Here is a 26,200-nt window from a genome sequence, read left to right on the forward strand (position 1 = left end):
GGTGGTGAAGGTTGGGTTGCGGGTCAGTGTTCCACCGCCGCCCCCTGCGGGACAACGTCGAAAATTCTCATCCCCGCATGAGGTGAAGTAAACCGAAGGCGCGCGCGGTCACTCTGCCGCCAGGGGCAGGACCACATCGTCGGCGGCGGAAAGGGGCGCCAGCGCATGATCGCGCAGGGCGGCGTTGGCCCGGGCCCGCATCGGGTCGGCGCGATCCGCCGAGGGGCTGCGGCCGTAGATGCGGCGGTAGATGGCGTTAAAGGCGCTGGCGGTTTCATAGCCGACCGAAAAGGCGATTTCGGACAGGGGCGCATCGGTGTGCAGCACCTTCTGGCGCGCCGCATCCAGTCGCAGTTGCCGATAATAGGCCCCGGGCGTGGTTGCCATCTCCTGTTTGAATACGCGTTCGAACTGTCGCAGCGACAGCCCCACCAGATCGGCGGCGTCCTGGATCAGCACCCGGTCCTCCAGATGGTCGGCAAAGAACTGTACCGCCTCGCGGATCGGGCGCGGCAGCATGTCCCTGGTCTGGTTGCGCGAATGGCCCGGCAGCAGTTGTGGTGTGCCTTCCCGGCGCTGGGTGGCATGCTGAAAGCGGCAGGCCACCTCCACCGCCACTTCGGCGCTGGTGCGTTCGGCGATCAGGGCCAGCATGTATTCGAACACCGCCGCCGCACCGCTGATGCTGATGCGGCCGCGGTCCTCGCTGAACAGGGTGGGGCAGACCTCCAGCCGGGGAAACCGCTCGCGCACCGCGTCGGCATAGGTGAAATGCACGCTGCACCGGGTGCCGTCGAACACACCCGTTTCCGCCAGCGCAAAGATGGCGCCGTTGACCGCCCCGATGCGGCTGCCTTGGCGCAAAAGCCGGCGCAACAGGGCGCTGCTGGCGGCAGGATGGGACAAGGTGCTGTCGGCGGCCGCAAAGGTCAGCAGAACCTCGCTGCGCGCGGCCTCGGGCAGAGCCGCATCCGGTGTCAGGCTCAGCCCGCTGCTCGAGTACACGGCTGCCCCATCCTCGCTCGCGGTCCGCCACTGGAAAACAGATGAACCGTGAAGGCTGCCGGCCACGCGCAGCGCGTCGATCGCCAACGACAGGGGCGCCAGCGGGAACCCCGGCAGGCACAGAAAGGTGATGGTCATATCAAGTTCCCTCGGTCGGGCTAGGGGACCGCAGCCGGACCGGGCGCCGCAGCGCCCGGATCCTATGGTTCCAGCGGCCAGGCGCGGCCATGGGCCACCAGCCTGCGGTTCAGCTCATAGGCGCGGGCCACCCCCGCCTCGAGCGCAAAGACAAAGGCCTGGGTCAGAAAGAAACAGGCGGCGTCCACATCGCCCTGCGCCTCCTCGCCGTCCGCGGCGATGGCGTAAAGCTCGACCAGCTGTTCCAGATCGTGCTGCGCATGGGCGGAGAGGATCGCCGCATGCAGCGCTGCGGCGTCCTCCGGGCGAAGGTGTCTCCAGTCTGTGGTCATCATCTGGCGCGGCCCGCCTCAATCTGCGTTGCGACCCAGTGGTGGAAATTATGCGTCGGCCCGTCCATTGCGGGCGAAAAGCGCCCGCCGTCGAACATCGGTCCGTGGCGGCCCTTCTGCATGCCCTCGACGACAAAGATGTCCTCCTCGAACACCGTCTTCCACAGTTGCGCGTTCTGATGCCGCATATGGTCGAGACCGGCGGTCTGCTCGCCGGATTTGGCATAGTAGATCTCGATATGCTCCACCGTGTTCTCGCAGTCTTTCGGCTCCAGCACGATGGCGAATGTATGGTCCCGCTGCACGCCCAAGAGCACGTTGGGATAGACCGCCACATATTCACCGCCGGTGTCCCATTTGTCGCTCAGCCCATCGAAATCCGGGAATACCTCGCCTTCGGCGCCTTGCAGCTGGCGATAGACCAGCGTGCCTTGGCCGGAATATTTCCCCTGCATTTCAATGTTGTAGTGATCTTCCAGCCGGGAATAGCTGTTCAGGCCCGGGTGCACCCAGGGCAGGTGGTAGCTCTCGCAGTAGTTCTCCACCGCCAGCTTCCAGTTGGTCTTCACCTCAAGCTGGAACGAGCTGTCGATGCCACCGTGATAGAGCGGCTTGTCGAATTCCTGCCAGCGTTCGATCAGATCGGCATGGACCTCCTCAAAGGGCGCAGCGTTGCCATCGACATTGACGAAGATCACGTCCTGCCAGACATGGCTGCGAAACGAGATCAGACTCAGCTCGCCCATCTTGACGTCCTCATGGGTGTTCTGGCCGACGCCCCCCACATGCGGCGCCGCCCGCAGCTTGCCCTTCAGGCTGTAGCACCAGCTGTGGTAGGGGCAGCGAATGGTGCCGCGGATGTTCTTGGGTTCGTCCACCAGGACCATGCCCCGGTGGCGGCAGGTGTTCTGATAGACATGCACGGCCCCGTCCTGATCGCGCACCAGCAAGAGCGGCACACCGAGGAAATCCACCGGCTTGGCGTCTCCGGCCTCGGGGATGTCCTTGCCGAACCCCACGCCGGCCCAATTGGCAAACAGCACGGACTCGCGTTCCTCGGCAAACACCACCGGGTCGATATAATGGGCGTTGGGCAGACCGTTGGCCCGGTTGACCGAGGTCATGACGGTTTCTAGCGAGCTTGGCTTGTTCATCACACTCTCCTGCGAACTGAAGTTGCGGGAGGATGTGGCTGGACGGTGTTTCGCTCAATATCCGAAAATCTCACTCTCGGATTAGCTGGGCTCATCCGAGATCAGCCGGGCCTCGCTGATGATCCAGTCGCGCAGCATGCGGGCGCTGGGCGACAGTTCCTCCTCCGGCTTGCAGATCAGGTAGAATTTCTGCGGTGCGGCCAGCACATGCGGCGTGATGATGCGCAGGTCGCCCCGGTTCAGCACCGGAGAGATCAGCTGTTCCCAGCCCAGCGTCAGCCCGGCGCCGTCCTGCGCCGCCTGCAGGGCGATCGAATAGTTGTTGACCCGGATGCCGGAGGCGACCGGCCCCTTGTAGCCCAACTGCCGGAACCAGTCGTGCCATTTGGTCCAGCTGATGTCATCGCCCTCCAGATGGATCAGGCGCTGCCGCGCCAGGACCTCAAGCGGAGCTCCCGCCAGCTCCTCCGCCCGCTCCGGCGCCGCCACCGGCAGGAGGTGATCGCGATAGAGCGGGAATTGCTCCAGCCGGGGGTCCTTTTCCCGCCCATACCAGATGTAGAGGTCCAGCTCGGCGGAGGTGGTAAAGGCCTTGTCGCGCACCACCTGGTTGATGTTGATCTCCGGATGGTCGCGCCAGAACCGGATCACCGCCGGGGACAGCCACATCGATGCCATCGCCGTGGTCGACCCCACCGTCACCACACCGGCGCTGCCATGGTCGCGAATGGCTTGCAGGCTCTGGGAAATGCGGGTGAAGGACCCGGCAAGCGTGTCATAGAGGGTCTGCCCCGGCGGCGTCAGTTCGACGCCGCGATGCTTGCGCTTGAACAGGGCAACGCCCAGCTCGCCTTCCAGCGCCTTGACCTGATGGCTCACCGCCCCGGGGGTCACCGACAGCTCCTCCGCCGCCTTCTTGAAGCTCAGATTCCGCGCCGCGGCCTCGAATGCGGTCAGTGTCGTCAGAGGCGGCAGATCGTAGTGGCGGCGCGACATGGGCATGTGCTCGTGGCTTGGGTGAAAGTCCCGGGAGTATGGGCATTTGCGGATCGTTTGGCGAGGGGACTTCCCGACATAAGACCGGTCACATCCGACACGCCCTACCAGCGGATCCGGAGGGGGCCGCGCGCGCCCACCGCCGGGATGGCAGAGCGACCCTATCGGCTGGCGCCCGCGCCGCGCGCCCGGCACGGGCGCGCGGCGCGGGTCGCTTCGGGCCATGCCCGAAGCGAAACCCCTCACCAAGTGCAGGGGGGCGGTGTCCCGGTCAGAGACGCAGCCAGCGGGTCAGTTCCGCCTTGGCGCTGCGGCAGGCCGCGGCCAGATCGGCGCCGGCCGCAAGCCGGCAGGCGATGGCCGTCGCCAGGCTGCATCCGGTTCCCCGTTTTCCGGCAGCGACGCGCGGGGCGGCAAACTGTTCTGTCCCCTGCGGCGTAAACAGGTGATCGACACAGTGATCGCCGCGCGCATGGCCGCCCTTGATCAAAACCGCCCCGGCTCCCAACGCCAGGAGCGCCCGGGCCTGCGCCTGCAGGGCGTCGGCGCAGACCGCCACGGGCAGGTCGCTCAGACAGGCCGCCTCGGGCAGGTTCGGGGTCAGCAGCGTTGATCGCCCGATCAGCGGGCGCAGGGCGGGTGCCGCGCTCAGCGTGCCCCCCGAACTGGCCCGCAGCACCGGATCGAATACCAGCGGCAGATCCTGTGGCAGCAGCTCCGCGAGGGCGGCGACCTGTGCGTCTGTCGCGACCATGCCGATCTTGATCGCAGCGGGCATGGGGGCGGCAAGCGCGGCCTGTAGTTGCGCCCGCACCACCGACGGCGGCACCGGGTTGAGGGCATCGACCCCCGTATCGGTCTGCACCGTGACGGCCGTCACCACCGGTTTCACTTCGCAGCCCATGCGCACCGCCATGGCCGCGTCCCGCGTCAGCCCGGCGCCGCCGCTGGGGTCCGTGCCGCCGATCACGACCACCCGCCTCACGGGGCCTGCACCGCATGCAGGCTGAGGCGCTCGAACCCCGCCGCCCGGAGCTGGTGCGCCGCCTGCCAGGCCCGCAGCCCGCTGGTGCAGGCCAGGGTGATGTGCCTGTCGCTGCGGTGCGGGGATCGCCCCGCGCAAGAGGCCTGTCGCAGCTGTTCCAGCATCGCGCCGCATAAGGCATCGGGCGCGATGCGCCAGGCGTCGGGTGTCACCGGTTCTGGCGCTTCCACGGTGCTGCGCAGATCCACCACAATCCGGTCCGGCTGCCTTTCGGCATGCAGTCCCACAAAGTCAAAGCCCGCCGCCGGCTCCTCCGCCGTGTCGAAGCGAAAGCCCGCAGTTTGCAAGCGCCCCATGTCAAAGGACAGCAACTGCCCCGCCACCGGCGGCGCTGTCATCAGGATCTGTTGCAGCACCATCTGCGCCTGGGCGGCACCGATCAGGCCCACCACCGGCCCCATGACACCGGCGCTGGCGCAGGTGGCGGCCCGGTCGGGCAGGTCGGGAAACACCGCCCGCAGCGAGGGGGCGGGCCCGCAGAACCCGCCGACATAGCCGGCAGTGCCAAGTGCGGAGGCTGAGATCATCACCGTGCCGGCCACCCGACAGGCATCCGACAGGATATAGGACACGGCAAAGCTGTCAGCGGCATCGACCACGACATCGGCCCCCGCGATTGCGGTCGCTGCGTTTGATGCTCCCAGCCGCTCGGCCCGCGCGACCACCTCGAGGGCGGGCGCAAGTCGGCGCAGCACCCGGGCCGCGGTGTCGGCCTTGGGCGCGCCCACATCATCCGGCGCGTAGAGCGGCTGACGGTGCAGGTTGGTCCGCTCAATCCGGTCGGGGTCCATCACGGTGATGCGGCCCACACCGGCGGTGGCGAGATACGTCAGCACCGGACAGCCCAGCCCACCGGCGCCGACCACCAGCACATGTGCGGCCGCCAATCGCGCCTGGCCTTCCGCGCCGACCTCCGGCAGGGCGATCTGGCGCGCAAACGCGCTCAGGTCCGACACGCGGCCACCCACGCGCGGGTTCGGGCTTCGGGGTCTTCGGCCTGCTGGATGTCGGTCACCACCGCAGCGCTGTCCGCCCCGGCCGCAAAGACATCCGGCAGGCGCTCCAGCGTCACCCCGCCGATGGCCACCAGCGGCACGGCGCCCGCGAGGCTCTTCCAGCGGGTCACCCGCTCCAGCCCCTGCGGGTCCCACTTCATCTGTTTCAGCTTGGTTTCATAGACCGGACCCAGCGCCACATAGGCCGGGTCCTGCGCCAATGCCCGCTCCAGCTCCGCCTCGTCATGGGTCGACAGGCCAAACCGCACGCCGGCCCGGCGCAGGGCGTCGAAATCCGCGGTCTCCATGTCCTCCTGTCCGAGGTGCACAAAATCACAGTTGAGGTCGAGCGCCGCCTGCCAGTGATCGTTGACCACCAGCTGCGCGCCGTAAACGGCACAGAAGTCACGCGCCCGGGCAATCTGGCGGCGCACCTCCGCATCGGGCTGATCCTTGATCCGCAGCTGCACCAGCCGCGCGCCCTGTGGCACCAGCAACTCCACCCGGCCCACATGGCCGACGATCAGGTAAAATCGTTCCATCATGTCTTCTCCGCCAAATTCAGGTCCGCCAGTCCCATCACCGGGGTGGAGGGGACCGCCATGTCGCGTCGCTCCATCGGGTCGGCCAGGCAGGCCTTGTGTCCCGCGTCCACCGCCAGCGCCATGGCGCGCGCCATCAGCGCCGGATCGCCCGCCTTGGCCACCGCCGTGTTCAACAGCACCGCATCCATGCCCAGCTCCATCGCGGCCGCCGCATCCGAAGGCCGCCCGATGCCGGCATCCACCACCAGCGGAACCTCCGGAAAATGCGCCCGCATCGCGCGCAGCCCCTCGGGGTTCGCCAGCCCGCGACCGGATCCGATCGGCGCGCCCCAGGGCATCAGCACCGTGCAGCCGGCCTCCAGCAGCCTTTCGCCCACCACCAGATCCTCGGTGGTATAGGGAAAGACCTTGAACCCTTCGGCACTCAGCACGCGCGCGGCCTCCACCAGGCCAAAGACATCCGGCTGCAGGGTGTCCGCATGGCCGATGACCTCCAGCTTGATCCAGTCGGTGCCAAAGACCTCCCGCGCCATCTGCGCGGTGGTGATGGCGTCGCGTGCCGAGTGGCACCCGGCCGTATTGGGCAGGATGCGCACGCCGGTCTCGCGCAGCAGATCCCAGAACCCCGCGCCAGATCCATTGGCGGCCTCACGGCGCAAGGAGACGGTGACCAGATCGGTGTCGCTGGCGCGGATCGCCGCCTGGAGTACGGCGGGCGAGGGGTATTGCGCGGTGCCCAGGAACAGGCGTGACGTCAGTTTTTTGTCATAGACCTCCATGATCTCAGCCCCCCTGCGTCGGCGCCAGAACCTCGATCCGGTCGCCGGGGTGCAGCGGCTGCGCGGCGCGCGCGTCTCGGGCCACGAACTGCCCGTTCAGCGCGGTTGCGATGGCCGGGCTGGTGTAGCCCAGCTCCATCAGCGCGGCGGCCAGCGACGGGCCGGTGATCTCATGCGGTTCGGAATTCACGAGTATTTTCATCGCGGTGCTCCATCGATTGGTCTGCGGCGGCTTCGGCCATGGCCGGGGCCAGCAGGAACCCGTGTCGGTACAGCCCGTTGAGGAACAGCGTGCCGTCACGCCGCTCCAGCCGGGGCAGGTTATCGGGAAAGGCAGGGCGCAGACCGGCGCCGGTCTCCACCACCTCCGCCTCAGCAAAGGCGGGCGACAGCGCATAGGCCGCCCCCATCAGCTCCATCAGGGCGCGCAGGGTCGGCGGGCCGGCGTGATCGCTTTCCACCATGGTCGCGCCCAGCATGTAGTGCCCATCGCCCCGGGGCACGAGGTAGATCGGCGTGCGCGGATGCAGCAGGCGCAGGGTGCGGCTGATTTCCACCTCCGGGCAGCGCAGGATCGCCATCTCGCCCCGGACCGACCGCAAGGACGGCAGCGGGGCCGCCATGCCGGTGCAATCCAGATCGACCTGCTGCGGGGCCTCGGTGCCGAGGCTGATCTCTCCGCCAAGATCCACCACCGCGCGCGCCAGATCCCGCAGCGCCCGGCGCGGGTCCAGGTGCGCCTCGCCCTCAAAGAACAGCCCCTGATCGAACCGCCCCGCCAGCGCCGGTTCCAGCGCGCCGATCTCCGCCCCGCCGACCTGCCGGTACTCACGGGTGCGACGACCGAAACGTGCCACCTCCGCCCGGTCGCGGCGCGGTGCCACCACCAGCGTGCCGCGCCGGTGCACCGGGGTGATCCGGGCCCACCAGTCGAAGGCGCGGCTGCCGAGAGAGATCACCTCCTCCTCGGCGCTTTCGCGTTCGCACCAGGGCGCCAGCATGCCGCCTGCGTAGCGGGCCGCACTGTCGGCACCGATCACTCCGGAGCGTTCGAACAGGCGCACCGCCACGCCCCGGCGGGCCAGGGCATAGGCGCAGGCGAGGCCTGCCAGACCTGCGCCCGCGATGGTGATCACGCCGACTCCTCCGGCGTGTCCGCCGCAGCATCCGCCACCGGCACATAAAGCTCGCCGCCTTCGCGAAACTTCGCCGCCATCGCCTCGAACCCCTCCTTCTGGGCCTCGGCGCGGATGTCGTGGCTGATCCGCATGGAGCAGAACTTCGGCCCGCACATGGAACAGAAATGCGCCACCTTATGCGCCTCTTTCGGCAGGGTCTCGTCGTGAAAGCTCTGTGCCGTTTCCGGGTCCAGCGACAGGTTGAACTGGTCCTCCCAGCGGAACTCAAACCGTGCGCGGCTCAGCGCATCATCACGCCGCTGCGCGCCGGGCAGACCCTTGGCCAGATCAGCGGCATGGGCGGCGATCTTGTAAGTGATCACCCCGGTTTTTACATCATCGCGGTCCGGCAGACCGAGGTGTTCCTTTGGCGTCACGTAACAGAGCATCGCGCAGCCAAACCAGCCGATCATCGCCGCGCCAATGCCAGACGTGATGTGATCGTACCCCGGCGCAATATCCGTGGTCAGCGGGCCCAGCGTGTAGAACGGCGCCTCGTGGCAGCATTCCAGCTGCTTGTCCATGTTCTCCTTGATCTTGTGCATGGCCACATGGCCCGGCCCTTCGATCATCACCTGACAGTCCTTGGCCCAGGCGATCTTGGTCAGCTCGCCCAGCGTCTCCAGCTCGGCAAATTGCGCTTCGTCATTGGCATCGGCAATCGATCCGGGACGCAAGCCGTCGCCCAGCGAGAAGCTCACATCATAGCGGCGGCAGATGTCGCAGATCTCCTCGAAGTGCTCGTAGAGGAAGCTCTCCTTGTGGTGATGCAGGCACCATTTCGCCATGATCGACCCGCCGCGCGACACGATCCCCGTCACGCGTTCCACTGTCATCGGCACCATATGCAGCCGCACGCCGGCATGGATGGTGAAATAATCGACGCCCTGTTCCGCCTGCTCGATCAGCGTGTCGCGGAACACCTCCCAGGTCAGATCCTCGGCGATGCCGTTCACCTTCTCCAGCGCCTGATAGATCGGCACGGTGCCGATGGGCACGGGGGAGTTGCGGATGATCCATTCGCGGGTGTTGTGGATGTTGCGGCCCGTCGAGAGATCCATCACCGTATCCGCGCCCCAGCGGATCGCCCAGACCAGCTTGTCCACCTCTTCCTCCATCGAGGAGGTCACGGCCGAGGTGCCCATATTGGCGTTGATCTTCACCTTGAAATTGCGGCCGATGATCATCGGCTCCAGCTCAGGGTGGTTGATATTGGCGGGGATGATGGCGCGCCCGGCGGCGATCTCAGCGCGCACAAATTCCGGCGTCACGTAATCAGGGATATTGGCCCCGAAATCCTCGCCATCGCGGCTACCATGACAGGGCGACAGCTCGCGCAGCTGGTTCTCGCGAATGGCGATATACTCCATCTCCGGCGTGATGATCCCGGCGCGGGCATAGGCGAGCTGCGTCGGGGCGGCATCCCCGGTCCCGCGCAGGGGCGCGGGCCGCACCGGGAACTCCGGCACCAGCCGGTCGCCCGCGACAAAGCCATTGTCCGCAGGGGTAACATCGCGGCCCTGATAGGCTTCGACATCGCCGCGATCCTTGATCCAGGCGGCGCGCAGCGGCGCCAGACCCTCGCGAATGTCGGTCAGGATCTCCGGATCCGTATAGGGCCCGGAACTGTCATAGACCGGCAGCGGCGCCTCGCCCGCGGTCGGATGGGTGGCGATTTCGCGCATCGGCACGCGGATGTCCTTGTGCATCTCGCCTGCCACATAGATCTTGCGCGACGCAGGCAATGCGCCTGTGGTGATCTTTGGGTTGGGGACGTTCATCTTGGTGCTCCTCGAGTCCATTCTCAAAAAGACACCAATTGAGCCGGGCCGGAGGAAAACGGGGCAGGGGGTACAGGTCCTGCCGTGTCAGAGCAGCGGCGGATCAACCCTGTACCGGGGCGATGCGCGACTGTCCTAGCTTCCTACGCCAGTATCAACTGGGTCAGGTTCTAAGGGTCGCGTCACCGGGATTTCTCCCTGTCTGCCTCTCAGTCCCCTCGGCGGGACTCCCCTGCGTGGCCCTAGGCGTAGGGGAGGACATGGCAGCCCGTCAAGAGATTTCTGATCCACGCCCACCTGCAGAGAGTTCTGCCGTGCATTCGCCCTATGCGCGTATTTTTGATGGGCATGCCTGAATGAAACTCAAATATATTCAATGCTGTACTGAGCTCACCCATGATTTATATATTATCTATAAAAGATTCGCGCCCCCTTGGCGTGTAGTGTCATCTGTTATCCAGCGAGGCTTCCCATGCTCGACACCCCCCTTATCCGCACCGACTGGACCCGGCAGGAGGCAGAGGAGATCTATGCTCAGCCCTTCATGGATCTGCTGTTTCAGGCCCAGAGCCTGCACCGGCAGATGTTTGATCCCAACGCGGTGCAGAAATCGCGCCTCCTGTCGATCAAGACCGGCGGCTGCGCCGAGGATTGCGCCTATTGTTCGCAATCGGCACGCAATGGCGCGCAGCTTCCGGCCTCCAAACTGATCGAGGTGCAGCGGGTGATTGCCGAGGCCAAAAAGGCCCGCGACGCTGGTGCCACGCGCTACTGCATGGGCGCGGCCTGGCGTGGGCCCAAGACCCGCGACATGGCGCAGCTGGAAGCGATGATCACAGGCGTCAAGGCGCTGGGGATGGAGACCTGCATGACGCTTGGCATGCTGGAGCAGGATCAGGTGCTGCGCCTGCGGAATGCGGGTCTGGATTACTACAATCACAACATCGACACCTCGGAGCGCTACTACCCGGAGGTCATCACCACCCGCAGCTTTGCGGATCGGCTGGACACCCTGGCGCGGGTGCGCGAGGCCGGGATCAACGTCTGCTCGGGCGGTATTCTTGGCATGGGTGAAGAGCGCGGCGACCGCATCGACATGCTGCTGAGCCTCGCGACGCTGCCGGAACATCCGCAATCAGTGCCGATCAATATGCTGATTCCGATGGCAGATACGCCACTGGCCGACACGCCTCCGCTCGATCCGCTCGAATTTGTGCGCACCATTGCGCTGGCCCGCATCCTGATGCCGCGCGCGCATGTGCGGCTCTCGGCCGGGCGCACCGAGATGAGCGATGAACTGCAGGCGATGTGCATCTTTGCCGGGGCGAACTCGATCTTCATGGGCGACACGCTCCTGACCGCCGACAACCCGGAGGAGGACGCGGACGAGGCGCTCTTTGCCAGGCTCGGCCTCAGCGCCATGGCGGCGGGCACGCATGGTACGCGCTGATCTGCGACAATCACGGCCTGCGTCGCCACTGGCGGGCGCCGTCCTTTCGCGCTAATCTGCCGCTTGCGCAGACGACATGCAAAGGACGACCCCATGCAGCTTGCCTATGTGATGACCACCGAACGCGGCGCCACCGACCGCCTGTTGACCGCATTGGCAGAGCGGTTGGCCGAAAGGGGCATTCGCACCGCAGGCATCGTGCAGACCAACACCGATTGCTATGACAGCAAGCTCTGCGACATGGATGTGCGCGTCCTGCCCGAGGGGGAAACCATCCGGATCTCCCAGTCCCTGGGCGAGGGGGCCCGTGGCTGCCGCCTCAACCCCGAGGCGCTCGAACGCGCTGTTGGGCTGGTCACCGCTCAGCTTGCCACCACACCCGCGCCGCAGGTGCTGCTGGTCAACAAATTCGGCAAGCATGAGGCCGATGGCCGTGGCATGCGCCCGGTCATCGCCGAAGCGCTGGCCATGGGGCTGCCGGTGGTGTCCGGCGTCAACCGGATGAACGTCGAGGCCTTCGAGGGGTTCGCCGAAGGTCTGGCCGTCGAAACCGCCCCCGATCTCGACGCGCTGGTCGCCTGGGTCGAAGCGGCGCTTGCCCAGACGGTTTGACAGCTCGGCCAGGGCGCGCCCATGATCGGTTCCAGGGGACGCCGAGCAGCGGTTCCTACCGCGGCACCAGCCTTCATCTTCTTGGAAATATCCCGGGGTCCGGGGCAGCGCCCCGGCGCCATCGCTCACGCGCAAAATCTGCAATAATCCACCTGGCGCAGCCGCACCGGCTTCCCCGGTCGCGTGCGAGGGTGGACCACAGTATTTGGAAAAACGACCCACAGGTCGGCGAATACCATCCTGTCTCAAGTCATTGATTTTTCAGTTGAAAGAGAGAAGATGGTGGGCGACCTAGGAATCGAACCTAGCGTGCGTCTCCGCGAGGGAGTTACAGTCCCCTGCCACACCTTGCGGCCTGTCGCCCACGGTCAGAAGCATGTTGCACCTGACGTGGAGGCGTGATTACTAGCGCACCAAACGGGCGTCAACCGGAAAAGCGCAACTTTTTTCCGCCGCCTCGCATTTTGTTTTCCGGAGCATGTCATGAACAAGAAACCCAGCAAGAAACCCGCCTGGGTGGTGGAAAAGGAAAAGGCCAAAAAGGCAGCCTCGGCGGAAACCGTCTGGCTGTTTGGCCTGCATGCGGTGCGCGATGCGCTGCTCAATCCCCGGCGCGAAAAGCTGCGCCTTGTGGTGACATTGAATGCCCAGAACAAGCTCGAAGACGCCATCGCCGCCTCCGGCATGACGCCCGATGTGGTCGATCCGCGCAAATTCTCGGTGCCGATCGATCCCGGCTCGGTGCACCAAGGGGCGGCGCTGGAAGTCAAACCGCTGAACTGGGGCGGGCTTGAGGACAATTGCATCGGCGCCGAAATCCCGCGGGTGATCCTGCTGGATCGGGTGACCGACCCCCACAACGTTGGCGCCATCCTGCGCTCGGCCGAAGTGCTGGGCGCTTCGGCGGTGATCGGCACCCGTCACCACTCGGCCCCGGAAACCGGGGCTCTGGCCAAAACCGCCTCCGGCGCGCTGGAACGCCAGCCGTACCTGCGCATGCGCAACCTCTCGGACAGTATCGTGGCATTGCAACAGATGGGGTATCTGGTGCTGGGGCTGGATGGCGAGGCCGAGGAAACCATCGAGGATGCGGTCGCGGGCCGCACCTCCGACCCGATCGCCCTGGTGCTGGGCGCCGAGGGGCCGGGCTTGCGGCAAAAGACCAAGGAAACCGTCGATAAGCTGGTCAAGATCGACGCGGCGCGCGGTTTTGGCTCGCTCAATGTTTCAAATGCGGCGGCGCTCTCCCTATATGCTTCGTTGAAGGGCTGAACAGGAGGAGGTCCCCATCGCACATAAGAGCATCCCCGGCGGCAAACTCATTCGCTGTTGTTACTGTGGCGTCCAGTCCACATTTGTGCCCGATGCGGCCGTGCACGCGCTGGTGTGTGGCACCTGCGGCGCGCCGCTGTCGGCGCAAAAGATGCGGCCGCTGGCCGGGCAGAAAACGGCGCAGACCCGTGGCAAACGGCCCAAGGCGTCAAAACCGGCCAAGCCCACCCCCACCCGCGCGGCAAAGACCGGTGATTGGGGCGATCTGGCAGCGGGGCTGGTGGCCAAGCAGCTGAAAAAGAAAAAGAAGAAGAAAAAGAAATCCGGCTGGAAGAAGGTCTTTGACGCGATCGAGGACATCTTCGACTGACACCGCGTGGCAGCTCCCTTGAGGGGGGCGCGACGGGGCCGACAGGACAGGCGGGCCGGTCAGCCTGCGCGCAGGCCCGCCGTGGGCGGGTGCATTTTGAATCCTGTGTGCAACACTTGTCACAAGCTGTTCAAATTCCCGTATCCGGTCTTTTCCGACGCGGCGCCAGGCGGCATTCTCTGTGCCATCTGAAATCGTGCCGGAGGGAGACTGTGCTGCATCATCGTCTGATACCCGCCCTGCGTGGGCTGGGCGCTGTCATCATGACCGCGGGGATGTGTGCCATGGTCCCCGCACCCCAAGCCGCGGCCGGGACGCTCTATATCGCGGTTGAGGACGGAATTGCCATCGGGGGCTATGACCCTGTGTCCTTCCATCTGGCCGACGCGCCATTGAAGGGGCATTCGGATCACGCGCTGATGTGGAAAGGGGCGGTCTGGCTCTTCCACTCCGCCGCGAACCAGTCGCGCTTCGAGGCCAACCCGAGAGCCTATGCACCCCGTTTTGGCGGCCATTGCGCCTATGGCATGGCGCGCGGTCGGGTGTTCGACGGCAATCCCCTGACGTGGGAGATCGTCGACGGGCGGCTCTATCTGTTTCATACGCCGCGGGTCGAGGCCTTGTGGCTGGCAGAGCCGGACGGGATGATCCGGGCGGCGCGGGCGGCCTGGCCCGGAGTGCTGCAAGCGGACTGATCACGCGCTTGGTGCTGCGCGGGGCAGAGTCAAGCTGCAATACACGCGCCCTCTTCACAAAAAAGAGAGCCGCTCTTTCAATCCGCCGCGACAGCCCCAGATTCAATAGCAGGCTGTGGCTTTGGAACCGCCACAGATCTTTTTCACTGTCCCTCGTTCCACACCTCGCGCCCGGAGCTTCTTCGGGCGCTTTTTTCTTGGCGCCTCCGCCCGCAGGTCAGCGAGCTGACTGCGAGGTGTCTGCGTGGCGGGGCTTGCGCTGACGGCACCACCTGCGCAGAGTGTCCACATGTATTCGGATGCGCATCTCAGAACCATATTGACCCGCACAAAGGTGATCGCCGTTGTCGGGGTCTCGCCCAATCCGGTGCGGCCGAGCTATTACGTCGCCCGCTACCTGTCGCTGAAGGGCTATCGGGTGATCCCGGTGAACCCGGGCCATGCCGGAACGCAGTTGTTTGGCGCAACGGTGCACGCATCGTTGTCCGAGATTGCGGAGCCGGTGGATATGGTCGATATCTTCCGCCGCCCCGAAGCGGTGCCCGGCATCGTGGAAGAGGCGCTTGCGGCCTTTCCGACGCTGCGGACGATCTGGATGCAGATCGGGGTGGAGCACGCCGAGGCCGCGGCACAGGCGCAGGCCCGTGGCGTCGATGTGATCCAGAACCGCTGCCCGAAGATCGAATACCAGCGCCTGTTCGGGGAGCTGCGCCAGGGCGGTTTTGCAACCGGTATCATTTCCTCAAAACTCTGAGGTGCGGGCGAGGGGCGGCTCCCGCCCGTCGTTGCGCATGGGACATGCGCGCCTCCCGTTGGGCCCGGCGCCTTGCCTGGCGGCAAGGCGCGGTCCTCTGCCGGGGTCAGCGGAGGGGACGCACGCCATCGTCGAACGTCACGTGGCGTTTCTGAAAGCGGGTGCCCTCGATGCAGTGCGGGGCGCTGATCCGGTCCATGCGGAAATGGCGCACCGCCGCGCGGTCGGGGTCCCAGGCCACCAGATACCACAGAGGCGGCAGCACCAGGATCGCCTGCGGCTCGACCCGGCGGGTCGAGGTGGCCCCCTTTGCATCGCGGTATCGGAACGCGAGGAGAACCCGATCCAGGAATGCCGTCTCGAAGGCGGGCAGCAGCGCCGGGTCCATCGGGCCGAGGTTGGAAATGTCCACCTGCGGGGCCAGCCTGCCGACATAGAGACAGTCCAGGAAACGCCGCAGGTCGCGGATCTTGTCCGCCGGCAGTGATCTTTCGATCTTGGCCAAACCGCTGTCGGCGAGCCCGGAAAACGGCAGCTGGCCGGCGGCCTTCATGCTTGCAACGCTGATCACCAGCGCAAAGACCTCGGTCACCGACAGGCGCGCGGTGGCCCGTACGGAGCCGGGATCAAGGCAGAGACCGCCGCCGCGCCCGGGATCGGCGTGGATCACATACCCCTCATCCCGCAGCGCGGCGATGTCCCGCAGGATGGTGCGGCGGGAGGCGCTGACATCATGGGCCAGGGCGCGCACCGTCGTGCTGCCCCTGCGGCGCAGAATGCGCAGGATGCTGTCCTGTCGGTGACGCGGAGTCATATCCGTCTGCGGCCCCCTCAAATGGTGTCAGAATTTGGCACCATTGCAGATTAGGCCGCGTTTGACGTGTTCAACAAGGAGATAACGCGATGCCTGAGACGACCTTTTTTCCCGCCCCCAGTTTTGTTTCTGTGAATGGCGTCGAACTGGAGGTGTTCGAGTGCGGCCAGGAAAACGCCGGCCACCCGATCCTGCTGTGCCACGGCTGGCCTGAGCATGCCTATTCCTGGCGCGAGCAGATGCCGGCGCTGGCGGCGGCCGGGTACCATGTGATCGCCCCGAACCAGCGCGGCTATGGGCGGTCGTCCCGTCCGGCCGAGGTTGAGGCCTATGACATTGCCGCCCTGACGGAGGATCTGGTGGGGCTGCTGGATCACTTCGGCTATCAGCAGGCCATATGTGTGGGGCATGACTGGGGCGCGAATGTGGTCTGGGGGCTGGCACAATTGCATCCGGACCGGGTGTCCGACATCGTCAGCCTGGCCTTGCCCTACCAGCCCCGCACACCGAAACCCTGGATCGAATTCATCGAGGAGGTGTTTGGCAGCGACCACTATCTTGTGCATTTCAACCGCCAGCCCGGGGTGGCGGATGCGGTGCTCGACCAGAACGCGGCGCAGTTCCTGCGCAACCTGTTTCGCAAGAACCTGCCGCCGGCGCAGCCTTCACCGGGCATGATGATGATGGATCTGGCCCTTGCGCAGCAGCCGCAGGGCGACCCGGTGATGCGTGACGAGGATCTGGCGGTCTTTGTGTCCGCCTTTGCGGAGACCGGGTTCACCGGTAGTATCAACTGGTATCGCAACCTCGACCGCAACTGGCATCTTCTGGCCGATGTCGCGCCCCGGATCGACCAGCGCGCCCTGATGATCTACGGCGCGCAGGACACGATCCCCCAATCCGATAGTCTGACAGCGTTCGTGCCCAACGTGGAGGTTGTCACGCTGGAGTGTGGCCACTGGATTCAGCAGGAACGCCCGCAGGAGACGACAGAGGCGATCCTGACCTGGTTGGCGCAGGCCCCCACTGCCTGATCAGACCGCCTGAACCGACCGCCTGATCCGGGCACCGATCAACGCGCGCTGCCCATCGATCTGATCGGTGGGCAGGCGTCCTGTACCGTGTCGCGCCGTGCCGACAGGTGTTATCCCTTGGGGCGGGCGGCTTTTTCGGCGATGCCGCTCAGGCCCTGACGCTCGGCCAGAACCTTGAGCACATCATCCAGCGCCACATCGCGCGCGGCCAGCATCACCAGGAAATGATAGAGCACATCCGCGCCCTCGGACGCGAGCCCTGCCTTGTCGTCTTTCACCGCCTCGATGATGGCCTCTATGGATTCTTCGCCGAATTTCTCCGCACATTTCTCCGGCCCCTTGGACAGGAGTTTCGCGGTCCAGCTGGTGTCTGGATCGGTGCCCTTGCGCGACAGAATGGTCTGTTCGAGGTCATGCAGCAGGGTCATTGGAGCCTCATCGGGATGCCATTGGCGATCATGTGTTCTTTGGCCTGTTGCACCGTGTATTCGCCAAAGTGGAAGATCGAGGCAGCCAGGACCGCGCTGGCGCCCCCTTTGGTCACACCGTCCACGAGGTGATCCAGAGTGCCGACACCGCCAGAGGCAATCACCGGCACATCCACCGCATCGGAAATCGCGCGGGTCATCTCGAGGTTGAAACCCGATTTGGTGCCGTCGCGATCCATCGAGGTCAGCAGGATCTCGCCCGCGCCTTTGGCGGTTACAAGACGGGCGAACTCCACCGCGTCGATGCCGGTCTCGCGGCGCCCGCCATGGGTGAAGATCTCCCATTTGCCGGGGGCGACGGATTTGGCGTCGATGGCGCAGACGATGCACTGGCTGCCGAACTGGTCGGCGGCCTCGCGGATCACATCCGGGTTGGCCACAGCGGCGGAATTGAACGAGACCTTGTCCGCCCCAGCAAGCAAAAGCGCGCGCACATCGTCCTTGGTGCGTACGCCGCCGCCCACGGTGAGCGGCACAAAGCATTGCTCGGCGGTGCGGCGCACCATGTCAAACATCGTGCCGCGATTTTCATGGGTCGCGTGGATGTCGAGGAAACAGATCTCATCGGCACCGGCGGCATCATAGGCGCGCGCGGCCTCCACCGGATCGCCTGCGTCACGCAGGCCGACAAAATTTACGCCCTTGACCACACGGCCATCGGCGACATCGAGACAGGGAATGAGACGGGTCTTAAGCATATGCGCCTTATGGACCGGAACCGGCGGCGGGAAAAGAGGGCATCGCGCGCGGGCTTGCGAATTGCACGAGGTGGGCACCGGGCAGGGGGGCAGAGGGTGGCCGGTCTTTGCCGATTTCAGCGCGTGTCGCCTTTGTGACTGGCGAAGCCCGGTGGCGCGCGCCAGATTTTGCGCCAAATCGTCCATTTGTGATTGAGGAGATCTTATGAAAACCTTTGTAACCGCTGCCGCGATTGCCCTGATGAGCACCGTGCCCGCCCTTGCGGATCTGGTCAAAGTCGAAAGCCGCCATTCCGTGCCCGCAACACTGGATGCGCTCGAAATGGCGCTGGACAAGGCAGGCGCGACCGTCTTTGCCCGCGTCGATCATGCCAAAGGGGCCGAAGGCATTGGCGAGGAGCTTGCCGCCTCGCAACTGCTGATCTTTGGCAACCCCAAGATCGGCACAGCGGCGATGCAGGCTGATGCGCGCGCGGGCCTGTTCTTGCCGCTCAAGGCGCTGGCCTATGAGGACAGCGAGGGTAAGGTCTGGCTCACCTATGAGGACCCGGTGATGATGTTCGAGGGCCTTGATATCAAAGCCAACGCTGAATTCATCGCAGGCATGACTGCGGCGCTGCAAAAACTCTCTGAGGCCGCAACGCAGTAGCAGGTTTGAGGAATACCCTGTCTCGGCGTGAGGGCTCTGCGTTAGTGCGGCGTTTGCGCTGAGGCGACAGGCGTGTCTGCGCGTGCGATCCGGCGCATGGAATCGCGCACGATCAGGATGTGAAACGGCATCACCACCATCAGGTAGATCCGCCCCAGCCAATTGTTGCGGTGCACCCAAGTCGCCATGTGAATGCGACCTGCCTCCTGACGCACGCAGATGCGGAAATTCAGGTGGGTGTCATCTGTTCCCAGGATCACCTCCTGCGCATCTTCATAGGTGACCGGAAAAATCGCGCCTTCACCGGTAGCGCTCACTTCGGTCTTGAGGCCCAAAGGGCGCACGATAAGGTTGCGCAACGCCAGCAGGGCGCTGGCCCATTTGGGCATGCTGAGGCCGATATCCGCCGCCTCCCGTGGGCCAAGGGGGCTCTCCACCGCATAGCCATCGATGAAGTCACCCGGTTGAACCATCCTCCACAGGGAAGAGGTTTTTTGCAGCGGGCTGGTCTCGATCTTTGGCATGGCGCGGCTCCTTACCGGGGAGCGTGACAGGCTCGGGCGTGTGATGCCACTGGGCAAGGTGCCGCAGACCGAGTGCTGCGTTCTCCAGCGAGGGGAAGGCTCCCGCCCCCGATGCAATCCCCGCCTTTGGCGAGGATCTTTCGGCGTTGGGCCGGGCGCGGAGGCGCGTGTCCGCAGGACACGCGCCTCCGCGGTCGCTTCGGGCAAAGCCCGAAGCGAAACACCTCGTCGATAGGTCGTTTAGACAGCCGCAGGCGCGGTCGTGTGCGGCGGGGGCGATCAGCCCTTGAGGACCGCCAGCGCCTCAGAGAGATCAATCGCGCCATCATAGAGCGCGCGGCCCGAAATTGCGCCATTGAGCGGCGCGCCGCAGGATTTCAGCGCGCGCAGATCGTCAAGCGAGGAGACGCCGCCAGAGGCGATCACCGGGATCGACACCGCATTGGCCAGCGCGGCGGTGGCGTCAATGTTTGGACCTTTCATCGCGCCGTCGCGCATGATGTCGGTGTAGATGATCGCAGCAACGCCCGCGTCCTCAAAGGACTTCGCCAGATCGGTGACGTCGACATCGGTTTCCTCGGCCCAGCCCTTGGTCGCAACCTTGCCACCACGCGCGTCGATCCCGACCGCGACCTTGCCCGGAAACGCCCGTGCCGCCTCGCGCACCAGATCGGGGTCCTCCACCGCCACGGTGCCAAGGATCACCCGCGCCAGCCCCTTGTCGAGCCAGCGCTCGATGGTGGCCATATCGCGGATGCCACCGCCAAGCTGCGCAGGCACCTGACACTGCTTCAGGATCTCCTCAACCGGCGCGGCGTTCACCGGCTCTCCCGCGAAGGCGCCGTTCAGATCCACCAGATGCAGCCACTCACAGCCCGCCGCCACGAACTCCAGCGCCTGCGCGGCCGGGTTGTCGTTGAACACGGTGGTCTTGTCCATGTCACCATGCAGAAGCCGCACGGCCTGGCCGTCCTTGAGGTCAATGGCAGGGTAGAGGATCATCGGCGGGGCCCTTCTGGTCATGGGGAGAGTGCTTTGGCTGCCCTTTTGCCCAAGGTGGCGGCGAATTGCAACGTGGGCGGCATCACCGCGCGTTGCAGGCGCAGGGGCAGGGCGACCCGAGGTCAATCTTGCCTGAATGCGCGCGCCTCGGTCAGACTTCCAACCCATAGGGAGGACGAATGACCATGAAACACCTGATTGCACCCCTTGCCGTGACGCTTGGACTGACGACCGCCGCCTTTGCCGCCGACCCGATCGAGGGCACGTGGAAGACCCAGCCAGATGATGGCTCTTATGCGCATGTGGCGATGGAACCCTGCGGCAGTGCCGTATGCGGCACCATTGCGCGCACCTTCAACGACAGCGGCGAGTATAAATCTCCGAACCTCGGAAAGACGCTGGTGATCGACATGGTCCCGCAGGGCGGCGGCGCCTATGAGGGCAAGGTCTGGCGGCCCTCCAACAACAAGATCTACATCGGCAAGATGGATCTGAGCGGCGACAGCCTGCGCCTGCGTGGTTGCGTGGCGGGCGGGCTGATCTGTTCGAAACAGACCTGGACGCGGGTGAAGTAACGCGCATCCAAACCTGAATGCGGTGGGGTCAGAACAGCCCCATCTGCACGGGGATCGGCACAAAGCCCCGTTTGACCTGCCGGTCCCGCGTGCTCTCGAACAGCGATTGCGCCTCATCAAGCGTGGGGCAGTAGTTGCGCCGCTCCTGCCCGCCGGGCTGGCCGATCGGGCCGGTGGATTGCACCACGCACCAGTCGCCGAACAGCGTCGGCGTCAGGCTCAGCACCAGATAGCGATGCTGCCCGTCCCGGTGGCTGAATTTTTCGAAACGCAAGTACAAGTGGAAGTGGGCCTGACCGTGAAAGTGGTCAGGCCCATATGCCTTGTTGCCAAGGCCATGTCCATTGCTCACATGGGTTTAGGGGACCGGTGATGCAGGACAAAAGCGGTTGGGCTCAGACGCTGCCGGTGTATTCGCCGCGCGCCGGGTAGCTGTTGGCGATGGCAAAATCCAGCGCTGCCACCAGTTCGGAAAAATGCGGGCGCACAAAGGGCATGGTCTGTACGGAGCCATAATAGAGCGTCTGTTCCGGCGTCACCATGAACAGGCCCGGCTCGGAAAACAGCGCAGGCTCTTCAATGCCGATCGAGGTGGTGCCGCGCGACGTCGAGATGTAAAGCCCCCAGTCCTTGGCGACGTTCAGCGGCAGATCATAGGCAAAGCGCAGATTTTTGGCTTCGATCTTTTCTGCCATCAACCGGGTGCGGTCCTCGTCGTCAGAGCTGATGGCGATGCAGTTGACGCCGCGTTCGGCAAAATCTGCGGCGCGCTTTTCGAACTCTTTCAGATAGGTGGCGCAGATCGGGCAGTGCAGGCCGCGATAGAAACAGATGACGGTGCCGCGCTCGGACACTTCGGAGGCAAGGTCGAACTGGCCGCCGCCCAGCAAAGGCAGCGACAGGGCAGGGGTTTTCTGGCGAGGGATCAGCATGGGCAACTCCGGTATGCTTGCGGCCGACATGCGGTCGGTGTGCTGTGTGACATCTCTATTGCACGCATTTGTGCTTGGTAATTCCGAAAAAGCTGACCTAAAACCCGGATGTGCGCCGGATATGCGTATGTGGAGGATGTGATGGACCGTCTCACCAGTCTTATTTCGCGGTTTCGGATGCGGGTGGATATCGCGGCCTGTCCGCATGCAAATCTCTGTGTTCTGACAGGGCGCGCAGGGGGGCAGACCCTGCTGTTTACACCCGGCAGCACAGTGCAGGTCACGGAGGCTGCGGCAGGCGCGGTCTGCCTTGCGCTGCGGGTGGACTGGGACGGGGCGCATAACCCTTTGGTGGCGGCATTGCCGCAGCGGGTCGAGGTGGCGTTGTCCCAAACCCCGCAGTTGGCCGCGATCCTGGACCTGATGCGGCAGGAGCTTGAGGCCCATCGCTGCGGGGCGGAATCGGTTCTGTCCAGTCTCGGGCAGGCGTTGATGGTGCGGCTGCTGCGCCATCTGATCGAGGCGGGCACCGCAGAGCCGGGCCTGCTGGCAGGGCTTGCGGATCAGCGGCTGGCCCGCGCGATTGTATCGATGCATGATGAGCCGGGACGGGTCTGGACCACCGCTGATCTGGCGCAGGAGGCGGGGTTGTCGCTGTCGCGGTTTTCGGAGCTGTTCTCAGCGCAAATGAACGAGACGCCGATGGGATACCTGCGGCGTTGGCGGTTGACGCTGGCGCGGCAGGATCTGCTCCGGGGCGACCGGGTTGAGGCTGTCGCCCGCCGCTATGCGTATGAGTCACCCGAAGGGTTTACCCGTGCCTTTCGCAAAGCCTACGGCGTGGCGCCGGTCTCCCTGAGGCAGAGCGCGGCCTGAGGCTGGGCTGCGTTTGGCCTACCTGCGCGTGCCCTATGCGCATGGCCGGTGTTGCGTGTTCTGACATCTGTTGAGTGTGATGGCCAAACGCCGCGCGCCGGCCCCTCGATGGGGCGGGCGCGCGGGCTTGCCGGTGGCGCGCAAGCGGCCAGGGGCCCCTTGCGCGCGCCGCCCTTTCGGGCGGCAGGCGTCCAGATCAGAGCGGGGTGTCAGGGGGTCCAGGTGAGGAAGTTGCCGATCATCCTGAGCCCGACATGCTGGCTTTTTTCCGGGTGGAACTGCATGCCGAGCATGGTGTCGCGCCCGATCACCGCTGTCACATCCCCGGCGTAATCCACATGCGCCAGCCGTTCGGCCGGATTGGCGACACGGAAGTGATAGCTATGCACAAAATAGCAGTGATCGCCCGTCGAGATGCCATCAAACACCGGGTGGGGGTTGTCGATCACCAGATCGTTCCAGCCCATATGCGGCACCTTGAGGCGTGTATCCGCAGGCGTGATCTTCACCACGTCTCCGCCCACCCAGCCAAGGCCCGGCGTCTCGGAATACTCGTGCCCCGTCGTGGCCATCAACTGCATGCCGACACAAATCCCGAGGAAGGGGCGGCCCTTGACCTCCACGGCCTCGACCATCGCGTCATAAATGCCCTTGTGGCCGCGCAATTCTGCCGCGCAGGCAGGAAAGGCCCCGTCGCCCGGCAGCACCAGCCGGTCGGCGCGGGCGACCACATCGGCGTCGGAGGTCACCACCACCTCGCCTGCGCCGACCTCAGCCGCCATGCGCTGAAACGCTTTTTCGGCGGAGTGCAGGTTGCCGGATTCATAGTCGATGATGGCGGTCAGCATGGAAACGTCCTCGGGATGGTGTGAACCCCGAGGTGGCTTTGAGCCATCACAGGGTCAGGGGGCACGGGATCAAGGGGCAGGGCAGCAGTGCGGCGCAAGCGCCTCAGAGCGCACCCTTGGTGGAGGGCACGGCGTCGGCCTTGCGCGGGTCGACCTCAACGGCGGTGCGCAGCGCGCGGGCCACGGCCTTGAATGCGGCCTCGGCGATGTGGTGGCTGTTCACCCCATGGATCTGATCGACGTGCAGGGTGATGCCGCCATGGGTCGCAAGCGCCTGAAAGAACTCGCGGACGAGTTCGGTGTCGAAAGTGCCGATTTTTTGCGTGGGCAGATCCACATTCCACACAAGGAAAGGTCGGGCCGAAAGATCCAGCGCGGCGCGCACCTGTGCGTCATCCATCGGCAAGTGACACTCGCCGTAGCGGTTGATACCTTTCTTGTCGCCAAGCGCCTGCACCAGCGCCTGACCCAGCGCGATACCGGTATCCTCGACGGTGTGGTGGTCGTCGATGTGATAATCCCCCTTGGCGCGGATGGTCATGTCGATCAGCGAGTGGCGCGACAGCTGGTCCAGCATGTGGTCAAAAAAGCCAACGCCGGTCTGATTGTCATATGTGCCGCTGCCGTCGAGGTTGACGGAGACGGAGATCTCCGTCTCGGCGGTGGAGCGGGAAACCTGGGCTGTGCGCATGGTGAAATCCTCAATCTGTCGCCTAGGCTTATAGGGTGCGGGGCGGCGCAGGCTCAAGGGGGATCGCAGGATTGCTGTGCCTCTGCAGTGCCTTTGTGGCGCATCAGGGGCGCTCAGGGGTGGGATTGCCCTTTTTCGCGCTGCATGCGAGGTTGCCGGGCAACCAGACCTGACAGAAGCTGAGGCGAGATATGTCCACCTGCGTCTTTATCCAGATCCGCTGCAAACCCGGCACCACCTATAAGGTGGCCGAGGACATTGCGCTGCATGAGATCCATTCGGAGCTTTATTCCACCAGCGGGGAATATGATCTGCTGATGAAGCTCTACATCCCCTCGGGCGAGGATGTGGGCAAATATATCAATGACCACCTGTTGCAGATCCCCAATATCGAGCGGTCGCTGACGACGATGACGTTCAAGGTCTTCTGAGGGTTGCCAAATGGAGCGCCTTGCGGCGCGCAGGTTGTGCTTTTCCCTGTGGGAAAAGCCTGTTGCGAGGCGCTGCCTCGCGCTCCGGGATATTTATAAAAAGATGAAAAGGCGCCCGCTTTGGTCGGGGCGCCTTTTGTTTTGGCTCAGCTGTTCAGGAGGCCTTCGGATTTTAAGGCCTCATAAGCGGTGTCGACGCCGGTCTTGGTGCGTTTGAGCATCTCGTCGACCTCTGCCTTGGTGATGATCAGCGGCGGGCAGAAGGCCAGCGCGTTTCCGGCGACGGCGCGCAGGATCAGGCCCGCGTCCTGGCAGGCTTTGACCGCCGCCGCGCCGCCTTTACCTCCGGGGATGGTGGCGCCGGTGGTCTTGTTGGAGACCAGTTCCAGCGCCGCGATCAGCCCCTTGCCGCGCACCTCACCCACCAGCGGGTGATCGGTGAAGATCTCGCGCAGCTGCGCTTGCATGTAAGCGCCCACCTCGGCGGCATGCTCAAAGATCTTGTCGCGCTCGTAGATTTCCAGCGTTTTCAGCGCGGCGGCACAGGCAGCGGGATGGCCGGAGTAGGTATAGCCGTGGCCAAAGACGCCGACCTCATTGGTCTGATCCACCATCGCCCTATACATCCAACCGGGAATGACCGAGGCGGAGATCGGGAAATAGGCCGAGGACAGCTGTTTGGCGAAGGTCATCAGATCGGGTTTGATCTCCATGGTGGTGCAGCCGAAATCCGCGCCTGTGCGACCAAAGCCACAGATGACCTCATCCGCCCAGATCAGGATGTCATGTTTGCGCAGGAGAGCTTGCAGCCCCTCGTAGTAGCCTTCGGGGGGTACGATCACGCCGGAGGCGCCGGTGATCGGCTCTACGATCATCGCGGCGATGGTCTCCGGGTCCTCGGCGAGGATCTGGTCTTCGAGGTTTTGCAGGATGCGTTCGACAAATTGCGCCTCGGTCTCATTGCCCTGACGGCCGGTGTAGTAATGCGGCGCATCGGCGCGCAGGATCGACAGTGCCTCAAGGGGCGCGTCGAAATGGGCGAGGTTGGCGGGCAGGGAGGTCAGCGAGCCCGCCGCCACCGTCACGCCATGGTAGCCGCGCTCTCGGGTGATGATCTTGCGCTTTTGCGGCTTGCCGATCGCATTGAAGTAATAGCGCAGCATCTTGTAGTGGCTGTCATTGGCGTCGGAACCGGAGTTGCCAAAAAAGAAATAGGCATCCTCCACCGGCACCATCGCCTTGAGCTTATCGGCCAGCTGCATCACCGGCGCGTGGGTCTTGCCGCCGAAAGTGTGCTGGAAGGGCAGGCGGTTCAGCTGGTCGGTGATCGCCTCCACCACCTCGGTGTTGGAATAGCCCAGCGAGGTACACCACAGGCCCGCGAGCCCTTCGATGTATTCCTTGCCGCTGTCGTCATAGACGTAGATCCCCTCACCATGGGTGATGCAGAGCTGCTCCGTCGCGGTGAAATTCGTCGTCGGGTAGATCACGGAGGACATCTGGCCATTCCTTTGCTGTCTCAGGTTGTCACAAGGAT

General features: G+C 64.7%; 32 protein-coding genes, 1 tRNA gene and 1 riboswitch. Of the genes, 11 read left to right on the plus strand and 22 right to left on the minus strand.

Annotated features, from left to right (window positions below):
* Positions 1–108: 108 nt before the first annotated feature.
* From MHM97_RS17780 to thiC, 11 genes are all read right to left on the minus strand, one after another.
* Positions 109–1,143, minus strand: coding sequence for a GlxA family transcriptional regulator (locus tag MHM97_RS17780; RefSeq protein WP_239323936.1), 1,035 nt, complete (start codon positions 1,141–1,143; stop codon positions 109–111).
* A gap of 62 nt (positions 1,144–1,205) precedes the next feature.
* The gene (locus MHM97_RS17785; RefSeq protein ID WP_239324135.1) at positions 1,206–1,475 is read right to left on the minus strand and encodes a hypothetical protein; all 270 of its coding nucleotides are present in this window, start codon (positions 1,473–1,475) and stop codon (positions 1,206–1,208) included.
* On the minus strand, positions 1,475–2,629 hold the full coding sequence (locus MHM97_RS17790; protein WP_239323937.1) for an aromatic ring-hydroxylating oxygenase subunit alpha: 1,155 nt from the start codon (positions 2,627–2,629) through the stop codon (positions 1,475–1,477). Before MHM97_RS17790 ends, MHM97_RS17785 begins: the two co-directional genes overlap by 1 nt.
* Before the next feature lie 81 nt (positions 2,630–2,710).
* Positions 2,711–3,625: a LysR substrate-binding domain-containing protein gene (locus MHM97_RS17795; protein WP_239323938.1), complete on the minus strand. Its 915-nt coding sequence runs from the start codon at positions 3,623–3,625 to the stop codon at positions 2,711–2,713.
* A gap of 271 nt (positions 3,626–3,896) precedes the next feature.
* On the minus strand, positions 3,897–4,595 hold the full coding sequence (gene thiD / locus MHM97_RS17800; RefSeq protein ID WP_370645754.1) for a bifunctional hydroxymethylpyrimidine kinase/phosphomethylpyrimidine kinase: 699 nt from the start codon (positions 4,593–4,595) through the stop codon (positions 3,897–3,899).
* An 11-nt stretch (positions 4,596–4,606) separates the two neighbouring features.
* Entirely contained in the window at positions 4,607–5,626 is a 1,020-nt protein-coding gene (locus MHM97_RS17805) for a ThiF family adenylyltransferase (RefSeq protein ID WP_370645755.1), read from the minus strand.
* Positions 5,614–6,207 carry a thiamine phosphate synthase gene (locus MHM97_RS17810; RefSeq protein ID WP_239324139.1) on the minus strand — a complete coding sequence of 198 codons (594 nt, stop codon included), beginning with the start codon at positions 6,205–6,207 and terminating at the stop codon, positions 5,614–5,616. The genes MHM97_RS17805 and MHM97_RS17810 overlap by 13 nt, the downstream gene beginning before the upstream one ends.
* Positions 6,207–6,989, minus strand: coding sequence for a thiazole synthase (locus MHM97_RS17815; protein WP_239323941.1), 783 nt, complete (start codon positions 6,987–6,989; stop codon positions 6,207–6,209). The genes MHM97_RS17810 and MHM97_RS17815 overlap by 1 nt, the downstream gene beginning before the upstream one ends.
* Positions 6,990–6,993: 4 nt before the next feature.
* Positions 6,994–7,191, minus strand: coding sequence for a sulfur carrier protein ThiS (thiS, locus tag MHM97_RS17820; protein WP_239323942.1), 198 nt, complete (start codon positions 7,189–7,191; stop codon positions 6,994–6,996).
* On the minus strand, positions 7,160–8,125 hold the full coding sequence (locus tag MHM97_RS17825; RefSeq protein ID WP_239323945.1) for an FAD-dependent oxidoreductase: 966 nt from the start codon (positions 8,123–8,125) through the stop codon (positions 7,160–7,162). Before MHM97_RS17825 ends, thiS begins: the two co-directional genes overlap by 32 nt.
* Positions 8,122–9,948, minus strand: a complete 1,827-nt coding sequence (gene thiC, locus MHM97_RS17830) for a phosphomethylpyrimidine synthase ThiC (protein WP_239323947.1) — start codon at positions 9,946–9,948, stop codon at positions 8,122–8,124. The genes MHM97_RS17825 and thiC overlap by 4 nt, the downstream gene beginning before the upstream one ends.
* 123 nt (positions 9,949–10,071) lie before the next feature.
* Positions 10,072–10,192: riboswitch (TPP riboswitch) on the minus strand.
* Positions 10,193–10,420: 228 nt separating this feature from the next.
* Here thiC and bioB point away from each other — a divergent pair.
* Positions 10,421–11,398 (plus strand): biotin synthase BioB, encoded by a 978-nt coding sequence (gene bioB, locus MHM97_RS17835; protein WP_239323949.1) that lies wholly within the window; start codon positions 10,421–10,423, stop codon positions 11,396–11,398.
* A 93-nt stretch (positions 11,399–11,491) separates the two neighbouring features.
* Positions 11,492–12,010, plus strand: a complete 519-nt coding sequence (locus MHM97_RS17840) for a DUF2478 domain-containing protein (RefSeq protein WP_239323951.1) — start codon at positions 11,492–11,494, stop codon at positions 12,008–12,010.
* Positions 12,011–12,290: 280 nt separating this feature from the next.
* Here the strand turns inward: MHM97_RS17840 and MHM97_RS17845 are convergent.
* Positions 12,291–12,374: transfer RNA gene (locus tag MHM97_RS17845), tRNA-Tyr, on the minus strand.
* A 119-nt stretch (positions 12,375–12,493) separates the two neighbouring features.
* On the opposite strand from MHM97_RS17845, the gene rlmB reads away from it, so the two are divergent.
* The 4 genes from rlmB (at position 12,494) to MHM97_RS17865 (ending at position 15,101) form a co-directional block, all read left to right on the plus strand.
* Positions 12,494–13,282 (plus strand): 23S rRNA (guanosine(2251)-2'-O)-methyltransferase RlmB, encoded by a 789-nt coding sequence (gene rlmB, locus MHM97_RS17850; RefSeq protein WP_239323953.1) that lies wholly within the window; start codon positions 12,494–12,496, stop codon positions 13,280–13,282.
* An 85-nt stretch (positions 13,283–13,367) separates the two neighbouring features.
* Positions 13,368–13,652, plus strand: a complete 285-nt coding sequence (locus MHM97_RS17855; RefSeq protein ID WP_239323955.1) for a hypothetical protein — start codon at positions 13,368–13,370, stop codon at positions 13,650–13,652.
* 284 nt (positions 13,653–13,936) lie between these two features.
* Entirely contained in the window at positions 13,937–14,347 is a 411-nt protein-coding gene (locus tag MHM97_RS17860) for a YHS domain-containing (seleno)protein (protein WP_239323957.1), read from the plus strand.
* A 289-nt stretch (positions 14,348–14,636) separates the two neighbouring features.
* On the plus strand, positions 14,637–15,101 hold the full coding sequence (locus tag MHM97_RS17865) for a CoA-binding protein (RefSeq protein WP_239323959.1): 465 nt from the start codon (positions 14,637–14,639) through the stop codon (positions 15,099–15,101).
* Between the two features lie 106 nt (positions 15,102–15,207).
* On the opposite strand, the gene MHM97_RS17870 is transcribed toward MHM97_RS17865, so the two are convergent.
* Positions 15,208–15,915 (minus strand): helix-turn-helix transcriptional regulator, encoded by a 708-nt coding sequence (locus MHM97_RS17870; RefSeq protein ID WP_239323971.1) that lies wholly within the window; start codon positions 15,913–15,915, stop codon positions 15,208–15,210.
* A gap of 89 nt (positions 15,916–16,004) precedes the next feature.
* Here MHM97_RS17870 and MHM97_RS17875 point away from each other — a divergent pair, with 89 nt between their 5' ends.
* Positions 16,005–16,949, plus strand: coding sequence for an alpha/beta fold hydrolase (locus MHM97_RS17875; RefSeq protein WP_239323973.1), 945 nt, complete (start codon positions 16,005–16,007; stop codon positions 16,947–16,949).
* Positions 16,950–17,059: 110 nt separating this feature from the next.
* Here MHM97_RS17875 and MHM97_RS17880 read toward each other — a convergent pair whose 3' ends face one another.
* Positions 17,060–17,377: a phosphoribosyl-ATP diphosphatase gene (locus MHM97_RS17880; RefSeq protein ID WP_239323975.1), complete on the minus strand. Its 318-nt coding sequence runs from the start codon at positions 17,375–17,377 to the stop codon at positions 17,060–17,062.
* The gene (hisF, locus tag MHM97_RS17885) at positions 17,374–18,135 is read right to left on the minus strand and encodes an imidazole glycerol phosphate synthase subunit HisF (protein WP_039982953.1); all 762 of its coding nucleotides are present in this window, start codon (positions 18,133–18,135) and stop codon (positions 17,374–17,376) included. The genes MHM97_RS17880 and hisF overlap by 4 nt, the downstream gene beginning before the upstream one ends.
* Positions 18,136–18,340: 205 nt before the next feature.
* Between hisF and MHM97_RS17890 the strand changes: the two genes are divergently transcribed.
* The gene (locus MHM97_RS17890; protein ID WP_239323978.1) at positions 18,341–18,784 is read left to right on the plus strand and encodes a DUF302 domain-containing protein; all 444 of its coding nucleotides are present in this window, start codon (positions 18,341–18,343) and stop codon (positions 18,782–18,784) included.
* A 41-nt stretch (positions 18,785–18,825) separates the two neighbouring features.
* Here the strand turns inward: MHM97_RS17890 and MHM97_RS17895 are convergent, their stop codons facing one another.
* Both MHM97_RS17895 and hisA read right to left on the minus strand, forming a co-directional pair.
* Positions 18,826–19,308, minus strand: a complete 483-nt coding sequence (locus MHM97_RS17895) for a DUF2867 domain-containing protein (protein ID WP_239323980.1) — start codon at positions 19,306–19,308, stop codon at positions 18,826–18,828.
* A gap of 279 nt (positions 19,309–19,587) precedes the next feature.
* Positions 19,588–20,310, minus strand: a complete 723-nt coding sequence (gene hisA, locus MHM97_RS17900; protein ID WP_239324141.1) for a 1-(5-phosphoribosyl)-5-[(5-phosphoribosylamino)methylideneamino]imidazole-4-carboxamide isomerase — start codon at positions 20,308–20,310, stop codon at positions 19,588–19,590.
* Positions 20,311–20,495: 185 nt separating this feature from the next.
* Here hisA and MHM97_RS17905 point away from each other — a divergent pair, with 185 nt between their 5' ends.
* Positions 20,496–20,885 (plus strand): DUF2147 domain-containing protein, encoded by a 390-nt coding sequence (locus MHM97_RS17905; protein WP_239324143.1) that lies wholly within the window; start codon positions 20,496–20,498, stop codon positions 20,883–20,885.
* 28 nt (positions 20,886–20,913) lie between these two features.
* On the opposite strand, the gene MHM97_RS17910 is transcribed toward MHM97_RS17905, so the two are convergent.
* Both MHM97_RS17910 and MHM97_RS17915 read right to left on the minus strand, forming a co-directional pair.
* Positions 20,914–21,165, minus strand: a complete 252-nt coding sequence (locus tag MHM97_RS17910; protein ID WP_239323982.1) for a WGR domain-containing protein — start codon at positions 21,163–21,165, stop codon at positions 20,914–20,916.
* Between the two features lie 115 nt (positions 21,166–21,280).
* Positions 21,281–21,817, minus strand: coding sequence for a peroxiredoxin-like family protein (locus tag MHM97_RS17915; RefSeq protein WP_239323984.1), 537 nt, complete (start codon positions 21,815–21,817; stop codon positions 21,281–21,283).
* 141 nt (positions 21,818–21,958) lie between these two features.
* Here MHM97_RS17915 and MHM97_RS17920 point away from each other — a divergent pair, with 141 nt between their 5' ends.
* Entirely contained in the window at positions 21,959–22,693 is a 735-nt protein-coding gene (locus tag MHM97_RS17920; protein ID WP_239323986.1) for a helix-turn-helix transcriptional regulator, read from the plus strand.
* Between the two features lie 209 nt (positions 22,694–22,902).
* Here the strand turns inward: MHM97_RS17920 and hisH are convergent, their stop codons facing one another.
* Positions 22,903–23,541, minus strand: a complete 639-nt coding sequence (gene hisH, locus MHM97_RS17925; protein WP_239323989.1) for an imidazole glycerol phosphate synthase subunit HisH — start codon at positions 23,539–23,541, stop codon at positions 22,903–22,905.
* Positions 23,542–23,644: 103 nt separating this feature from the next.
* Complete coding sequence (hisB, locus tag MHM97_RS17930) at positions 23,645–24,232, minus strand: imidazoleglycerol-phosphate dehydratase HisB (protein WP_239323991.1); 588 nt, start codon at positions 24,230–24,232, stop codon at positions 23,645–23,647.
* A 191-nt stretch (positions 24,233–24,423) separates the two neighbouring features.
* Here hisB and MHM97_RS17935 point away from each other — a divergent pair, with 191 nt between their 5' ends.
* Positions 24,424–24,663, plus strand: a complete 240-nt coding sequence (locus tag MHM97_RS17935) for an Lrp/AsnC family transcriptional regulator (protein WP_005652398.1) — start codon at positions 24,424–24,426, stop codon at positions 24,661–24,663.
* Positions 24,664–24,809: 146 nt separating this feature from the next.
* Here the strand turns inward: MHM97_RS17935 and MHM97_RS17940 are convergent, their stop codons facing one another.
* The gene (locus MHM97_RS17940; protein WP_239323993.1) at positions 24,810–26,162 is read right to left on the minus strand and encodes an aminotransferase; all 1,353 of its coding nucleotides are present in this window, start codon (positions 26,160–26,162) and stop codon (positions 24,810–24,812) included.
* Positions 26,163–26,200: the final 38 nt, after the last annotated feature.

Source organism: Epibacterium sp. Ofav1-8, assembly GCF_022348185.1.
In the GTDB taxonomy this organism is placed as follows: Bacteria; Pseudomonadota; Alphaproteobacteria; order Rhodobacterales; family Rhodobacteraceae; genus Epibacterium.

What these genes read in the sequence shown, in the direction of transcription:
- MHM97_RS17780 (WP_239323936.1), bottom strand. Translation starts at nt 1,143, where the DNA reads ATGACCATCACCTTTCTGTGCCTGCCGGGGTTCCCGCTGGCGCCCCTG.
- MHM97_RS17785 (WP_239324135.1), bottom strand. Translation starts at nt 1,475, where the DNA reads ATGACCACAGACTGGAGACACCTTCGCCCGGAGGACGCCGCAGCGCTG.
- MHM97_RS17790 (WP_239323937.1), bottom strand. Translation starts at nt 2,629, where the DNA reads ATGAACAAGCCAAGCTCGCTAGAAACCGTCATGACCTCGGTCAACCGG.
- MHM97_RS17795 (WP_239323938.1), bottom strand. Translation starts at nt 3,625, where the DNA reads ATGTCGCGCCGCCACTACGATCTGCCGCCTCTGACGACACTGACCGCA.
- MHM97_RS17810 (WP_239324139.1), bottom strand. Translation starts at nt 6,207, where the DNA reads ATGGAACGATTTTACCTGATCGTCGGCCATGTGGGCCGGGTGGAGTTG.
- MHM97_RS17815 (WP_239323941.1), bottom strand. Translation starts at nt 6,989, where the DNA reads ATGGAGGTCTATGACAAAAAACTGACGTCACGCCTGTTCCTGGGCACC.
- thiS (WP_239323942.1), bottom strand. Translation starts at nt 7,191, where the DNA reads ATGAAAATACTCGTGAATTCCGAACCGCATGAGATCACCGGCCCGTCG.
- thiC (WP_239323947.1), bottom strand. Translation starts at nt 9,948, where the DNA reads ATGAACGTCCCCAACCCAAAGATCACCACAGGCGCATTGCCTGCGTCG.
- bioB (WP_239323949.1), top strand. Translation starts at nt 10,421, where the DNA reads ATGCTCGACACCCCCCTTATCCGCACCGACTGGACCCGGCAGGAGGCA.
- MHM97_RS17840 (WP_239323951.1), top strand. Translation starts at nt 11,492, where the DNA reads ATGCAGCTTGCCTATGTGATGACCACCGAACGCGGCGCCACCGACCGC.
- rlmB (WP_239323953.1), top strand. Translation starts at nt 12,494, where the DNA reads ATGAACAAGAAACCCAGCAAGAAACCCGCCTGGGTGGTGGAAAAGGAA.
- MHM97_RS17860 (WP_239323957.1), top strand. Translation starts at nt 13,937, where the DNA reads ATGGTCCCCGCACCCCAAGCCGCGGCCGGGACGCTCTATATCGCGGTT.
- MHM97_RS17865 (WP_239323959.1), top strand. Translation starts at nt 14,637, where the DNA reads ATGTATTCGGATGCGCATCTCAGAACCATATTGACCCGCACAAAGGTG.
- MHM97_RS17870 (WP_239323971.1), bottom strand. Translation starts at nt 15,915, where the DNA reads ATGACTCCGCGTCACCGACAGGACAGCATCCTGCGCATTCTGCGCCGC.
- MHM97_RS17875 (WP_239323973.1), top strand. Translation starts at nt 16,005, where the DNA reads ATGCCTGAGACGACCTTTTTTCCCGCCCCCAGTTTTGTTTCTGTGAAT.
- MHM97_RS17880 (WP_239323975.1), bottom strand. Translation starts at nt 17,377, where the DNA reads ATGACCCTGCTGCATGACCTCGAACAGACCATTCTGTCGCGCAAGGGC.
- hisF (WP_039982953.1), bottom strand. Translation starts at nt 18,135, where the DNA reads ATGCTTAAGACCCGTCTCATTCCCTGTCTCGATGTCGCCGATGGCCGT.
- MHM97_RS17890 (WP_239323978.1), top strand. Translation starts at nt 18,341, where the DNA reads ATGAAAACCTTTGTAACCGCTGCCGCGATTGCCCTGATGAGCACCGTG.
- MHM97_RS17895 (WP_239323980.1), bottom strand. Translation starts at nt 19,308, where the DNA reads ATGCCAAAGATCGAGACCAGCCCGCTGCAAAAAACCTCTTCCCTGTGG.
- hisA (WP_239324141.1), bottom strand. Translation starts at nt 20,310, where the DNA reads ATGATCCTCTACCCTGCCATTGACCTCAAGGACGGCCAGGCCGTGCGG.
- MHM97_RS17905 (WP_239324143.1), top strand. Translation starts at nt 20,496, where the DNA reads ATGAAACACCTGATTGCACCCCTTGCCGTGACGCTTGGACTGACGACC.
- MHM97_RS17915 (WP_239323984.1), bottom strand. Translation starts at nt 21,817, where the DNA reads ATGCTGATCCCTCGCCAGAAAACCCCTGCCCTGTCGCTGCCTTTGCTG.
- MHM97_RS17920 (WP_239323986.1), top strand. Translation starts at nt 21,959, where the DNA reads ATGGACCGTCTCACCAGTCTTATTTCGCGGTTTCGGATGCGGGTGGAT.
- hisH (WP_239323989.1), bottom strand. Translation starts at nt 23,541, where the DNA reads ATGCTGACCGCCATCATCGACTATGAATCCGGCAACCTGCACTCCGCC.
- hisB (WP_239323991.1), bottom strand. Translation starts at nt 24,232, where the DNA reads ATGCGCACAGCCCAGGTTTCCCGCTCCACCGCCGAGACGGAGATCTCC.
- MHM97_RS17935 (WP_005652398.1), top strand. Translation starts at nt 24,424, where the DNA reads ATGTCCACCTGCGTCTTTATCCAGATCCGCTGCAAACCCGGCACCACC.
- MHM97_RS17940 (WP_239323993.1), bottom strand. Translation starts at nt 26,162, where the DNA reads ATGTCCTCCGTGATCTACCCGACGACGAATTTCACCGCGACGGAGCAG.